The following is a 14381-nucleotide window of genomic DNA, read 5'->3' as shown; positions in this document are numbered from 1 at the left end:
GACTGGATGCCGAACCTCCGGCGGTCGCTTTGGGTCTTATTGCTTTCTTGCATTGGGGCGATGGGCCGGGCAGACTGCCGCGCGCAAGGCCCCACATCAGGCTCCACCAAAGACGGTACGTTGACGGGTGTCGTCTCGGACCCCTCCGGAGCGAAGGTGCAGCGCGCGGCAGTGCACGTAGAGGGCTCCGGGCTGCAACGCGATACCACCACCGACAGTACCGGACGATTCACCCTGACATTACCCGCTGGCAGCTATGACGTCACTATCGTGTCCGCGGGCTTCGATCCTTACGTCACGACCGTGAAGCTTGCCGGGCAACCAGCTCGCGCAACGATGGACGCGAAGCTTGTCATCGCCACCCAGACCGAGGAGGTCGATGTTCCAGTCGACAACTCCAGCACCTCTGCGGCGGACAACCGCAGTGCCATGGTCTTCAAAGGCGACGGTCTCAAGGCCTTCTCCGATGACAACGGCACGTTCCAGCAGGAGGTTCTGGCCCTGGCCGGAGGCACCGGAGAAAAGCCTCCGCAGATCTTTGTCGATGGTTTCTCGAACGGCCGCTTTCCGCCCAAAAACACGATTCGCGAGATTCGCATCAACCAGAATCCGTTTTCAGCCCAGTATGACGACCTGGGTTTTGGACGTGTGGAGATATTCACGAAGCCCGGAGCCGACAAGCTCCATGGCAACTTCACCAGCTCCGGCAATGACGATGTCTTCAACGGGCGCAATCCCTATACCACTGTCGAGCCGCCGTACTATGTACTCAATCTCGACGGGAATATAAGCGGTGCCATTAATAAGAAGACATCTTTCTTTGTCAGCGGAACCTATAACGATCTACAGAACAATGCCATCGTCGACGCTATTGATCCCACTCTGCTGACACCACTTTCCGAGGCCGTTCCCGCTCCGCAGCGCACCCAGACCTATAGCGGGCGTCTCGACCGGCAGGTGACGACCAATAACACCCTGACCGGTCGCTATGAGTACAACCAGGCCAGCCTGAACAACAGTGGCGTCGGCCTGCTGGTCCTGCCCTCCGAGGGTCTCAACAGCACTACGACCACACAGACCCTGCAACTTACCGACACTCAGCTCTTTGGTTCGAAGATCGTCTCTGAGGCGCACTTTCAATACTCGCGCACGAGCCAGCAGCAAAGCCCTGCCAGCACCTCGGCGACGGTCGTCGTAGAAGGCGTCTTCAACGGCGGTGGGAGTTCCGCGCAGAGCCTGAATGACACTCAGGATCGCTATGAGTTCCAGGAGTTCGTCTCGATCGAGCACGGATCGCACTTCCTGCGCCTGGGCGGACGCTACCGCCTGCTACGTGACGCCAACGCCTCCACAGCCAACTACAACGGCCAGTTCATCTTTCCCGACCTCGCTACCTACCAGCGCGCCTTGAACGGTGAGACTCCGGCGGAGATCTTCGCCAGCGGCGGCGGCACCACCCAGTACAACCTCACCACCGGAGATGCCAGCGCCACCGTGCTCACCGGCGACCTCGGTATCTTTGCCGAGGACGAGTGGAAGGCGCGCAAGAACCTCACACTCAACTATGGCTTCCGCTTTGAGAGCCAATCCGCCGTGCCCGATCATGTCGATCCAGCGCCACGTGCTGGGTTTGCCTGGGCCGTCGGGCAGAAGGATAAGAAGCCTCCTGTGGTCACGCTGCGCGGCGGTAGCGGCATCTTTTACAGCCGCTTCGTGTCTACCAATATTCTGACTGCGATCCGGCAGCAGAGCGGCACGACGCAGCCTTCGTACTATGTCGACAACCCCAACTTCTATCTCGCTTACCTTAATAGTCCGCCGCCCGTGACGGATCTGGGGTCGGTTCCGCCCACGCTCTACAACATCGATCCGCATATGCGCACGTCGTACGAGATCATTAGCGGCCTTACGGTGGAGCGCGGCCTGGGTAAGATCGGCAGCGTCAGTGTGAACTACCTGTACTTCCGCGGAGATCACCAATATCTCTCGCGCAATATCAATGCGCCACTGCCCGGCACCTACAACCCCAGCGACCCGTCCAGTGGCGTCCGTCCCCTGGGTGGAACCCAAAATATCTACCAGTTCTCTTCTGTTGGTATTGAGAAAAACAACATTCTCTTCGCCAACGCTCAGCTGCAGCCCACCAAGCGAGTCAACTTGTTTGCGTTTTCTTTTTTCATGCCTTCCAACAGGACAGACGCGCTTGGCGCCACCACCTTTCCCTCCAATTCGTACAATCCCTCCGTCGACTTCGGCCGGGTTCCCTACTCGAATGCCGGGTTCTTCACAGGTGGCCAACTCCAGTTGCCCTTCGGGGTCAGTGGCGGCCCGTTCCTGGTTATGCAGCCGGGAGCGCCCTTCAATATCACTACCGGTACCGACCTCAATGGCGACACCCAATATAACGATCGCCCCTCCTTTGCCGGCCCTCTGAGTCCTGCGGCGTCGGTCATGCATACCCGTTACGGCACCTTCGACACTACCCCGCAGCCAGGGGAGACCATCATCCCCGTCAATCACGGTAGGGGTCCCGGTTTTATCTTCCTTTCGGCGCACGTTCAAAAGGAGTTCAAGTTTGGCCCTCGGCCAGCGCCTACACCGCCGCCACCCGGCACTCCTGCTCCGAAAGGCCCGGCGCCGAAGCCCGATCGGCCCTACAGTCTCAGCTTTTCGGTCGAGGCGAACAATATCCTGAACCATGTGAACCCTGGACCTCCGGTGGGGGTGCTTAGTTCGCCGCTTTTTGGGCAGTCGATCTCGCTCAATACCCCGTTTTTCAGTGGAAGCTCCTCCGCCAACCGGACGGTTACCCTGCGGAGTTCGTTCAGCTTCTAGGGTGTTGGAGAATGACGTAAACAGTGAAAAATGTGCCACCCCGCGCGGGCGATAATCGCCCGCGCGGGGTGAGTGCTTGCCTCTACTAGCATTAAAAACATTGACATTAACTGGCCATTTGGCTAGGCTGGAGTCTCGCGCAGTTTCGCGCCTGTACCTCCGTGTGCCCGTGGTTTGGGCGGCAACGAGGAACGCAGAGCGAGACACCGAGGTGAGTCCACCGCGAGGCAAGGCAAGCTTTTATACATTATTAGAAGCGCGCCGGCCTACAAAGCACCCACTCCCCAGCCCTTGCATGGCTAGATTCAGCAGCCAAGGCTCTGTGCGCTCCATCGCAACGCCGGCTTTCTCGCGCGCGGGTATCGTGCCTGCGCTCGTTTTGCCGCCTAACGCAGTATGTGTCCACAAAGTCTTCGAGCTACAAGCCGGACCAACGCAGGACGAAGACGGCAGAACCAAGGAGTAAACCAGTGAATCTGAATAACACCACCACGATCCCCAGCGGCAAGGACATCGTCCGCAAGTGGTTCGTCCTCGACGCCACCAACAAGACCCTGGGCCGTCTCGCTTCCGAAGCCGCCTCTGTTCTGGCCGGCAAGCGCAATCCTCTCTATACGCCCTACATCGACATGGGCGATCACGTCATCGTGATCAATGCCGAAAAGATTCATCTGACGGGCATGAAGGCCGGTCAGAAGCTGTACCGCCGTTACACGGGCTTTCCCGGTGGCCTGCGCGAAGAGAGCTTTGTGAAGCTGCTCGCCCGCCGTCCCGAGAAGATCCTGGAAGAGGCGATCAAGGGCATGCTGCCGAAGAGCAAGCTGGGCCGCCAGATGGCCACCAAGCTCAAGGTTTACAAGGGCGCCGACCATCCGCACTACGCTCAGCAGCCGGTCGCGCTGGAGCTCGTCGGTTCGAACTCGGAGAAGCGGTAAAACCGCCCTTCTAATGCAGCTTTACCGGATTCGCTTCGGGTTTTAGCCCGAACCTTATACCGGAACCAATTTTGAGGGGCCCTGGCCCCAGGCACTTCTAAAGGATTTCAAGGACACCAATCATGGCAGACCTGATTCAGTACTACGGAACCGGCCGACGCAAGAGCGCAATCGCGCGCGTCTTCCTGCGCCCCGGTTCGGGCAAGTTCACCGTCAACGGCAAGCAGTTTGAGGAGTACTTCGTGACCCCGGCGCAGCGCGTCGCCGCGAAGCTTCCCCTCGGCATCGCCGACATCAACGAGACCTTCGATGTCCTGACCACGGTCAAGGGCGGCGGCGTCAACGGCCAGGCCGATGCAGTCAAGCTCGGCATCGCCCGCGCGCTGATGGAGTTCAACATCGAATTGCGCAAGACCCTGAAGGCCGGCGGCATGGTTACCCGTGACGCTCGCGGCAAGGAACGTAAGAAGTACGGGCAGAAGGGCGCTCGCGCTCGCTTCCAGTTCTCCAAGCGCTAGTGCTTGGGTTGTCAGTTCTCCGTTGTCAGTTCTCAGCTTTGGTTTGCTGTTACTGACAACGGAGAACTGGCAACGGAGAACCAGCAACACCTACCGGCAATGCGCTGGTGGCAGGAATCAAATCTCCCTTCGGGGATCTCAATCGCGTCGGCTAAAAAGACCGCGAAAATCGTCTTTGGAAACATTGACGCGATGCATGCATAAGGAGCCATTATGGCCAGCATTACTATGAAGGAATTGCTCGAAGCCGGAGTCCACTTCGGCCACCAGACCAAGCGCTGGAACCCGAAGATGAAGGAATATATCTTCGGCGAGCGCAACGGTATCTACATCATCGACCTGCAGAAGACCTTGAAGATGTTCAAGGACGCTTCGAAGTTTGTTACCGACCTGACCTCGACCGGCAAGCTGGTCCTGTTCGTCGGCACCAAGCGCCAGGCACAGGACGCTGTGGCCGAAGAAGCCACTCGCGCCGGCATGCCCTACATCAACAGCCGCTGGCTCGGTGGTCTTCTGACCAACTGGGTCACCGTGCAGAAGTCGGTGAAGCGCCTGCAGGAGCTCGACGACATGTCCACGGACGGCCGTTATGAGCTGCTCACGAAGAAGGAAGTCATCAAGCTGGAGCGCGAGCGCAAGAGCCTGTCGACCAACCTCTCCGGTATCAAGAGCATGAAGCGCCTGCCGGACGCGATCTTCGTCATCGATTCGAACAACGAAGCTATCGCCGTTGCAGAGGCCCGCAAGCTCGGCATCCCGGTCGTCGCCGTCGTCGACACCAACTGCGATCCGACCGTGGTCGACTACGTGATCCCGGGCAACGATGACGCTCTCCGCGCCATCCGCCTCTTCACCACGAAGATTGCGGACTCGGCTTACGAGGGCACGCAGATGATCTCCGACAAGGCCTTCTCGCAGGAGTACGCCGAGATCACGCCGATCGCGACCGAGTCGCACTTCCTCGGTGAGGACGGCGAAGAGAGCTTTGGCGATATCCAGGAGTCCGCCGGCGCCGCTGAGGCATCCGTTGAGGATGTTGAGGACGACTCGGAGACCATTGACCTTAACGCCGTTCTTGGTGGTGGCATCCGCAAGGCTCCAGCCGCTGAGACCGAGCCCGAACCAGTCGCCGCTGAAGCAACCGCCTAACACCTCAAAGGCTCGGCTTTGATTACAGATGGATTTTTAGCTCATCCGTAATCAAAGCCTCCTACTATCGGGGGTGTGGGCTTCTAGCCTGCACCCCCTTTTTCACGCGCCCTCGTTGTAAGGGCGAGAAGGAAATTACTGTAATGTCTGAAACACCGAAGATCGACGCCAAGCTGGTCAAAGAACTCCGCGAAAAGTCCGGCGCCCCCATGGGCGACTGTTTGAAGGCCCTGCAGGAAGCCAAGGGTGACATGGACGAGGCACACGTCGTGCTGCGCAAGCGTGGCATGGCGTCGGCTGCGAAAAAGGCCGCGCGCTCCACGAACGAAGGCGCGGTCGGAACGTACATCCATGCCGGCGGCAAGATCGGCGTGCTGATCGAGCTGAACTGCGAGAGCGACTTCGTCGCGCGCACCGACGACTTCCAGGAGCTGCTGAAGGACATCGCGATGCATATCGCCGCTGTCGATCCGCGCTATGTGGGTAAGGATGAAGTGACCGAGGCCGACCTGGCTCGCGAGAAGGACATCTTCCGTTCGCAGGCTGCGGCTACGGGCAAGCCAGCGCCGGTGGTCGAGAAGATCGTCGAAGGCAAGATATCGAAGTTCTACGAAGAGGTCTGCCTGCTGGAGCAACCGTTCATCAAGGAAGCGTCCTTGACGATCGGACAGCTCATTGCACAGAAGATCGCCAAACTCGGCGAGAACATCAGCGTGCGCCGTTTTGCGCGCTTCAAGATCGGCGAGCCAAACTACACAGTTGCCTCGGCTAAGGTTTCCACGCAGGAGGAAGCAGCGGCATAAGCCTCTACTTCATTGCGTACTACCGAGCCCGGGCGACAGCCCGGGCTCTTTCTTTTTCTCCCAACGCGATGAGCGCCGCGGGGGCGACATAACCTCGGCAGGTTTTTTGTTTAGAGCGATTTCAGGGTGGGGTGTGCCCAATATTTATCACCACCCCCCAACGCTGTCATCTCGACCGAAGGCCGCGCTTTTGCGGCCGGAGTGGAGAGACCTCAGCATTTTGCGATGCTCAAGCTGGCACCATCGCCAGCATGGGAAAAATGCTGAGATCTCTCCACTCCGCATGACACAAAGCGTCATGCTTCGGTCGAGATGACAGAGTTGGGGGAGTTCTTGAAAAAGACTCGCAGCGCACACCGCCTATGAACCCGCTCTATCAGTGAAAGGACCCCGCCAGAAAGGAACAACAGCAATGCAGATCATCGACAACATCCCCGTCTTCGGAGAACACGAAGCCAACACGCTCGAACAGGCGCGGCTCTGCGCTCGTACTGCCGACCACTTCGCCCTGATGGCCGATGGCCATCTCGGCTACGGCGTGCCGATCGGCGGCGTCATCGCCTCGGAGTCCCGCATCTCGCCTACGGCCGTCGGCTTCGATATCGCCTGCGGCAACAAGGCTGTGCGGCTCGACATCCCTGGCTCCGAGCTGCGCGCGAACATCCACCGCATCATGGATGACATCTGGAGCACGCTGAGCTTCGGCGTCGGACGGAAGAACGCCGAGCGCGTCGAGCACCCGCTCTTCGAGCGCGATGCGCACGAAGGCTGGGCCACCGAAGCCGCCGCGCCGATTAAGCGCAAGGCGGAGGCGCAGCTCGGCACCATCGGCAGCGGCAACCACTACGTCGATCTCTTCGTCGACGAGCAGGACCGCGTCTGGGTGGGCGTACACTTCGGCTCGCGTGGCCTGGGCCACGGCATTGCGACGTGGTTCCTCAAGGCGGCGGGAGCGAAGGACGGCATGATCGTCGAGCCGGTCTTCTTCGATGCGGCCAGCGATCTCGGCGCGCAGTACATCGCCGCGATGCAGCTGGGCGGCGCGTACGCGTATGCCGGGCGTGACTGGGTGTGCTCGCGTGTGGCGAAGCTGCTGGGCGCGAGCATTGCGGAAGAGGTGCACAACCACCACAACTTCGCGTGGCTGGAGGAGCACGGCGGCAGGCAGCTCTGGGTCTGCCGCAAGGGCGCGACACCGGCGTTTCCCGGCCAGCGCGGCTTCGTCGGCGGAACGATGGGCGAGCAGTCGGTGATTCTCGAAGGCGTCTCGCCTGACCTCAGCACGGCCGAGGGCCAGGAGGCCGCAGCGGCACAGGCTGCTTCGCTGTGCTCGACGGTCCACGGCGCAGGCCGTGTGATGGGAAGGAAGCAGGCTGCCGGGGTCTTCGACCGCAGAACGGGAGTCTGCAAGCGCGAGGGCCTGGTGAAGCCGGAGATGATGAACGACTGGATGCGACAGTCCAATGTTGTGCTCCGGGGCGGCGGTCTGGACGAGTCACCGCACTGCTACAAGCGCCTGCCGGAGGTGCTTGCAGCGCATGGCTCGACGATTCGCGTGCTGCACACGCTTACGCCGGTTGGTGTGGCGATGGCGGGAGCGAATGAGTTTGATCCTTATAAGGATTGAGCTTTCAACCAGCAATACGCTCCATCGGAGGCCTGGGCGCAAATCCAGGCCTCCGATGGGCCTCCGCTTCTCACAACCTGAGGAAACAAGCACCAATGCCTCGATATTGCCGGTAGAATAGAGGCCATTGGAGAGATGCAATGGCGATTCTCGACACCGAAATCGAAGCCTTCGACGCCATGCGCCCTGAGCTCGAAGCCGGGCACATGGGAGAGTGGGTGCTCATCCACGATCACGACCTGATCGCGACTTTCGCAACCTTCGATCAGGCCGCTCAGCAAGCCGTGGCCAGCTTCGGCCGAGGCCCCTACCTTATCCGTCAGGTCGGAGCGCCGCCCGTCGTCCTCCCGGCATCGGTTATGTACTATCCAATCCATGGCTGAGGCGCACTGCGGTTTCGAAGATGCAGGCAGCGACGTCCAAGGTTCAGACCTGCTCATCAGCCTTGGCCCTACGCTGCTCGTCGATATCGGCTTCGATCCTGCCTATCTCCCATCGGACAGGGGCCCGGCTCCGATTGCAGGCCTCAAATCCGTTGAAGCCCTGGTCGACACAGGGGCAACCACCAGTTGCATCGACAGCCTTCCCGGGGAGCAATTGGGATTGCCCATCGTCGATCGCGTCCCCATTGCGGGCGTAGGCGGCCAGCACCTTGCCAATATGTATCTCGCACAGATTCACGTTCCGGCGTTGAATCGTACCCTTTATGGGACCTTCGCCGGCGTCAATCTTCGGGCAGGCGGACAACCCCACAACGCACTCATGGGCCGAACCTTCTTGCGACACTATCGCATGGTCTACGACGGCCCGAGCGGCACCGTAACGATCTCCGATTAGGTGTCTCTGGGTCTGCAAGCGTGAGGGCCTGGTGAAGCCGGAGATGAGGAACGACTGGATGCAACAGTCCAATGTCGTGCTCCGGGGCGGCGGGCTGGATGAGTCGCCGCACTGCTACAAGCGCCTGCCGGAGGTGCTTGCAGCGCATGGCTCGACGATTCGTGTTCTGCATACGCTTACGCCGGTTGGCGTGGCGATGGCGGGGGCGAATGAGTTTGATCCTTATAAGGATTGAGCTTTGTCGACTAAACCGAAACGAGCAAGAGCCCGGGCGACAGCCCGGGCTCTTGCTTTCTACCACCCGCGGGTAAGTGACCCTAAGCGGGTTTTCGAGATTGATGAAGATTCACCCGGGCATTAGGCAGAAGTAGAATTGCGCTTTCGAGTGGCAACAGAACTAGGCACACAGCCAAGGTGCTAGCTCAAAAGGTCTCGTTATGGGGAAAAAGACGGCCCGCTCCTGCCGTCCGTTTACCCAACCCCAAATTGATAAAGGGACTGGGAGGCGCTTGTGTGTGGGCTGCCAACAGCCATTAAGGGTAGAGCGGGGCGCCATGCTCAATATACTTCGCGGCTACGCTTGGCGTCTAGCTCCATTCCGAGATTGAACTTGGGACCCCATGCAGTGAACCAATGATTGTTTGCCGCCTGGACTTCCGCAAGCTCCGCTGCGTCGAGACCAAAGGTATTGCCCAACGCTTGCTTCGTTTGAACGCTCACATCCGGGCAAACAATCAGATCCAACATCAGCATCAGGGCCTCTGCGTCTCGCGGGCAATGTTTCGTAACGTTCTCTAGCTTCAAACGGGCATGACGCTCGATGAACGCGCGTAGCTTCTGGTATCTAACTTTGTTCCGGATATATGAGAGCAAGACAGTGATAGAAAAATAGTTTAGGAATGCAGGCCGCGAATAGTCCCCTGATTGCTGATCGATGTTGATCAGAAAATACTTCGCCAAGGTCGACTCTGGCAACCAATATTCCTTACCAGTCTGAGAGAGCGCCGTTATAAGGTAGAGGCTCTCGACCTCATGGAAGGCGCTCATCGTATTCTTTTCGAGTAGTTGCACGATGTTGTCATGGACATACTTGAATAGCAGGTGCTTCAACTCATACAGGATCGCGTTCAAATGGAGGAAGTCTGTCGATGTTTGGATCATTCTGCAAATGCGAACCGTGTGGTTAACTTTTGGGCTCGCCGAGTAGACGAAGAATGAGAACTCGATAATGGCTAGAAGCGCGTTCAGCAAGTGTCTTTGATCACGAGGCGTCTTGCGGCACTCTTTATAAGCCTTAAGCAACTTCTCTATCTTGTTCTCGGTAATCGCAAACGTGTAATTAAGGAGGTCGTCATATTTAACATTGGACTCCTTGATAATCGTCTTGTACTTGATAATCAGCTGATTCGAATCAATCTTACAGGAGAGTTTAGTTTCTTCTTCTATTTCCGTTGTTTCAACTTTAGGGTCAATTTGTGAGTTCAGAAGAGATGAGATACGATCTTTCGCTACAGTAATCTCTGTAATGATCGGCTTTTGATAGGGCTTTACCTTCGCCGCGTTTATGCTGAGCTTCTTAGCCTTGAGTGTCTCCTGTAACACTTGAATGATCGTGGTTTGTTCGGATTCTTTGTTGTAAAAAATGAAATAATCGTCGACGTATCTGAAAATCTCATAATCTCTTTTGTGGATTAATCCCTCCTTCGTAAGGAGTTTGACCACTTCAACGTCTATGGACTGAAGAATCGTTTCCGCAAAGATTCGCGAAAACTCCGGACCGATCACAATGCCATTCGTTTCTCTCTGATTGAGCTTTTGCATCAAATTGTCGAACTGACCGGCAAATGTAGTATTCGACTTTTTTATATCGAACTTGGCCTGTGACTTCCCGATTGTCGACCAAGAAATAGAGTGGGTATAAATGCTGTCAAAGCATTTATTGACATCTACCTGCACCATTGCGGTGTATTTCTTCTCGCAACGATGATATTTATAAGATTCGAAAAATCGATGGATATTCCTGTATTTTCTATAAACAAAATATGAACCAAGTTGTTCATACTCACGGTCGACCATTTCGATGCCAGACGCGGAATGATCAACTTTCTGCTTATGAAGATGGTCGTTGAAGAAGACGAAGCGCGAGACCGAGACTGGCCGTCGGATCGAAAATTCGCTCAGAGATGAGTAGTAGATGATGAGAGAGCTGTACCGGGCATAAAATTCTGCAACGCTTACTTGATTACGAGGGTGCACGACGGTCAGAACTCGTCCGTCGATTCCGTGCGCAACCCGGAAGTTGAACGGGATAGTGGACATTTCACACCTTCCCATTCGAACTGACCTACGCGTTTTTTTCTTACCCCATTCCGTCACATTTTCGACGTTCACGGTAGTGCCAGCCTTCACACCGAACAGCAGAGTGATCGTCGAGTCCAGCGCGTTTGTATCCGAAATCCATCGTAGATCTTGGCCCTCAATCTCAACGCCGTTCTTGAGTAGAAAACTGTAGAAGCCTCGGTTCGAAAAAGTCGGGGGGACCTCGAACGGGAGCATGTCTGTCAGGATCGAACGTACCTTGGGGTGAGTTAAGGGGATCCTACGCTTAGGCATGTTTCCAAGCCTCCACAATGCGTTGCAACTCTTGGGCGCTGAATTTATGGAAGCGTCGCTCGACGAAGCCTTGCGTGAATTTGTAATCCTTCAGCCGCTTTCGGAGCATGGGACGCTTGATGCCCTTCACTTTCGCTTTCAGCAGTTTGTCTAGATGCTCGAAACTCGTCGGCTCTGTGACCATTGGGTTGTTGTAGTAGATGCCAGTGACTGCACTCGATTTACTGTTCACCAGTCTGGTGTTGCCGGTTAGGAATTTTATTCGCGAGACAAGTTCTCGGTATGCTCGTCGCGGATTCACCGAAGACTGCGATTCATATTCGAAAAATGCGGCGTTCATCCTCGTCTCGTACTTTTGAAGCTTTGCTTCACTTGGCCGCACGGCGCACATTCCTTGCCCGAGGATAAAACGATACCCAAGATATTCAAACTCTTGCGTTTTCTTTCCACCAAGCGCGAGTTCTTTCGTCTTCTGAACGTTCTGGGTTAGCCCGTGCCCAGCTAGCACCTTGATGACAGCGGATTCATAGGGACCTAAAGCCTCACCCTCATGTGGCCGGGCGAAAACTGCCACGATGTCATCCACAAACCTGCAATATAGGATGAGACCTGGGATTGCTTTTATCTCTCGATCAATTCGCCGCATATAGAACTCTGCCAAATATGCGCTTATTCCGACACCGCGGGGTATGCCCACAGCTTGCCGGGTAATGGTGCGGTAGGCTTCTAGGACCTGCCGAATGTATTTTTTGGACGATGAGCTTAAGAGTTGGTCCTGATCCAGCCTCTTCAACAGCTTTTCGCGATCTATCGTCTCATAGAAAGACGACACGTCCGTCCTGACGACTTCGAATGGGAATGAGGACGTAATGGTGTCGCGCAGTTGAGCCGCCAACTGATGCCTATTGGCTTGCTTTACATCGTAGATCTTACAAATATTGCTTTGAAGTTGTTTGTTCACAAAGAACGCTTCAGGTGATTCGTTGATGCAGAAGACCAGCTTGCCTTTCGGACCTTGCTTCTGCGTAAGAGCGAGCTTGAAGCTTGGCTTTCTAGCTCTCAGACTGACCGATTCCAATTCCTTGTTAATCGCCCTAGATTTGCTCGCTTTGAGGAGCGCCAACTCTTCTTTCAGGGACGCGACCTTGGATAAGACTTCGTCGGGAGTATGCAGCTCTTTTTCGGATCGAAGTGTCCGAATCTCCGCAACTTTTTTTCGAATGGCTTGTGTGTGTGAATCTAAATTCGGAAAGAATCGACCGGCAAGATTGACTCCCTTCCGGTTCTCGCTGTCAAAAATACGGCGGAAGTTTTCTTCCGTGAACATCTGATCTAACAAGGATGCTCCTACTTAACACATGAAGGGATGTGTCGCTTGCATTCGGGCCCTTGATTATGACTGGCAAAATGATACTACGTTGCAGCTTTTTGTCACGTGCACTTTAATGCTTTGCCGTTGCTTGTTTTTCGCCGTCATCCTGAAGCGTAGCTGAAGGACCCCCGCATTGGTGGGGGCACGGACGCAAAGCGCACCACCAGTTTTGTTTTTGTCTCGTTTTGCATCTGTGGTGACTCCAATGCGGGGGTCCTTCGCCTTTGGCTCAGGATGACGACGAAAAACAAGCAACGGCAAGGTCCCAGGGGCTGAAGCCCGTTCTGAGGTTGGTCTCTTGTGTCTGGACTAAAAGTTCCGGACCTATCTCAGAGGCAACGGCAAAGGCTCCCGGGAGTAGCCCTAGATTAGCGAAGATTAGTGAGAGACTGTCTCCCCATAGACTGGGTCCGGATAGAGTATGCGGACGATCTCTCCAATAACCTTTGGACCATTTTCACCATTGGTGAAGATAACCGCGCCGAGGTGCTTGGCGGGAACAAAGAAGGCGTAGGTGTGTGCTCCATCGTCAGACCCGGAGTGGTCGACGATCATGACCCCGTTGTGGACGATGATCTGCCAGCCGAGTCCCATGCCTGCTGAGAGATGGCAGGCAGTACCGGGTGGCTCATGAGCGCAGACTTGCTTGCGCCCGTCATCAGGGACCCAGTCGCGGGTTATCGCCAGCCGTTGCGCGGCGATGTCCGGGCTGAGAGCTTCCTTGTTCATCACGCTGATGACGAAGCGAGCGTAGTCCGTGACGGTGGTGTGGACGAGGTCGGCGGCGTTCCAGGTGGAGGTGAGCTGCGGCTCCATGAAGCCGTTCTTGCCGTATGGCTTGGCGAGCCGTCCGCTGAACCAGTCCTGCGTTGTGAACGACGTGTCTTTCATGCCAAGAGGACCAAGGACGTATTGCTGCACCAGTTGATCGAAGGGCTCTTGCATCTTGTTTTGCGCAAAACGGGCGGCGTAGAAATATCCCTCTCCGGAGTAGTGGCTCTGGGTGCCGGGCTGGAAGTTGAAGGTGAGAACGTTGTTGGTCATGCGACGCCAGTTGGCAAACCCCGTCTGGTGGGAGAGGCACAGGCGTGGCGTAAGAAGCTTGTTCCAGGGATTGTCCTTGACGTCTGGATCAACCCAGTAGGGATAGATCGGCTCGTCGAGCTGGAGTTTCCCTTGCGAAGCCATGCGCAGGATCGTCTCTGCGACGATGGGCTTGGTGAGCGAGGCGATGTTGTAGAGCGTCTTATCGTTCGCCGGAACGCCAGGGCTCTGTTCGCCGGCTACCGCCGTCCACACCAGTTTGCCGTTCGCGATATAGGCGACGGAGACACTGGGTACGTTGTATTGCTTGAGCCATTTGGGAAGGTTTTCGACGACTTTCGTCCGGAGGACAGCAGGTGTCGGCTGGGGGTGCTGGGCCAGGAGCGGAGTGCAGTGCGTGACGCCTGCGGCGAAGCCGAGGATGACAAGAGAAAGCCTGCGCAGCGTTTGCAAGGTGTGCCTTTCAAAAGAAGAGGTGGTGCTGGAAGCTGACGTAAGGTACGCGAGCTCTGACATCAAAGTTCCGAAGAAGAAGGCTTGCCCCGAGGGATGAAGTCCGTTCTGGGGTTGGGCCTTTGTGTCCAGACTAAAGTCCGGACCTATCTCAGAGACAACTGCAAAAGTCTCAGGAGCTACGGCGAGGGTGTG

General features: G+C 56.5%; 12 protein-coding genes. 9 read left to right on the top strand and 3 right to left on the bottom strand.

The window, feature by feature from the left end:
• The first annotated feature begins 6 nt into the window (after positions 1-6).
• The 9 genes from GSQ91_RS04265 (at position 7) to GSQ91_RS04225 (ending at position 8939) form a co-directional block, all read left to right on the top strand.
• A complete protein-coding gene (locus GSQ91_RS04265; protein WP_158820001.1) occupies positions 7-2835 on the top strand; it encodes a TonB-dependent receptor in 2829 nt (942 codons plus the stop codon).
• 470 nt (positions 2836-3305) lie between these two features.
• Positions 3306-3770, top strand: a complete 465-nt coding sequence (rplM, locus tag GSQ91_RS04260) for a 50S ribosomal protein L13 (RefSeq protein ID WP_158820000.1) — start codon at positions 3306-3308, stop codon at positions 3768-3770.
• Between the two features lie 122 nt (positions 3771-3892).
• The gene (gene rpsI, locus GSQ91_RS04255; RefSeq protein WP_158819999.1) at positions 3893-4288 is read left to right on the top strand and encodes a 30S ribosomal protein S9; all 396 of its coding nucleotides are present in this window, start codon (positions 3893-3895) and stop codon (positions 4286-4288) included.
• Positions 4289-4501: 213 nt separating this feature from the next.
• Positions 4502-5437 carry a 30S ribosomal protein S2 gene (gene rpsB, locus GSQ91_RS04250; protein ID WP_158819998.1) on the top strand — a complete coding sequence of 312 codons (936 nt, stop codon included), beginning with the start codon at positions 4502-4504 and terminating at the stop codon, positions 5435-5437.
• A gap of 143 nt (positions 5438-5580) precedes the next feature.
• Positions 5581-6240: a translation elongation factor Ts gene (locus GSQ91_RS04245; protein ID WP_158819997.1), complete on the top strand. Its 660-nt coding sequence runs from the start codon at positions 5581-5583 to the stop codon at positions 6238-6240.
• Between the two features lie 379 nt (positions 6241-6619).
• The gene (locus tag GSQ91_RS04240) at positions 6620-7867 is read left to right on the top strand and encodes an RtcB family protein (RefSeq protein ID WP_254064351.1); all 1248 of its coding nucleotides are present in this window, start codon (positions 6620-6622) and stop codon (positions 7865-7867) included.
• Between the two features lie 140 nt (positions 7868-8007).
• A complete protein-coding gene (locus GSQ91_RS04235) occupies positions 8008-8250 on the top strand; it encodes a hypothetical protein (RefSeq protein ID WP_158819996.1) in 243 nt (80 codons plus the stop codon).
• Positions 8243-8704 (top strand): hypothetical protein, encoded by a 462-nt coding sequence (locus GSQ91_RS04230; protein WP_158819995.1) that lies wholly within the window; start codon positions 8243-8245, stop codon positions 8702-8704. The genes GSQ91_RS04235 and GSQ91_RS04230 overlap by 8 nt, the downstream gene beginning before the upstream one ends.
• A gap of 58 nt (positions 8705-8762) precedes the next feature.
• Complete coding sequence (locus GSQ91_RS04225; RefSeq protein ID WP_216845054.1) at positions 8763-8939, top strand: hypothetical protein; 177 nt, start codon at positions 8763-8765, stop codon at positions 8937-8939.
• A gap of 323 nt (positions 8940-9262) precedes the next feature.
• Here GSQ91_RS04225 and drt3b read toward each other — a convergent pair whose 3' ends face one another.
• From drt3b to GSQ91_RS04210, 3 genes are all read right to left on the bottom strand, one after another.
• The gene (drt3b, locus tag GSQ91_RS04220; RefSeq protein ID WP_158819994.1) at positions 9263-11317 is read right to left on the bottom strand and encodes an antiviral reverse transcriptase Drt3b; all 2055 of its coding nucleotides are present in this window, start codon (positions 11315-11317) and stop codon (positions 9263-9265) included.
• Positions 11310-12656 (bottom strand): antiviral reverse transcriptase Drt3a, encoded by a 1347-nt coding sequence (gene drt3a / locus GSQ91_RS04215; RefSeq protein ID WP_174240642.1) that lies wholly within the window; start codon positions 12654-12656, stop codon positions 11310-11312. Before drt3a ends, drt3b begins: the two co-directional genes overlap by 8 nt.
• Before the next feature lie 411 nt (positions 12657-13067).
• Complete coding sequence (locus GSQ91_RS04210) at positions 13068-14249, bottom strand: serine hydrolase (RefSeq protein ID WP_158819993.1); 1182 nt, start codon at positions 14247-14249, stop codon at positions 13068-13070.
• Between the last annotated feature and the right edge of the window lie 132 nt (positions 14250-14381).

The organism is Granulicella sp. S156 (assembly GCF_009766105.1).
GTDB lineage: Bacteria > Acidobacteriota > Terriglobia > Terriglobales > Acidobacteriaceae > Granulicella.
This window is presented reverse-complemented; position numbering and strand designations above follow the sequence as displayed.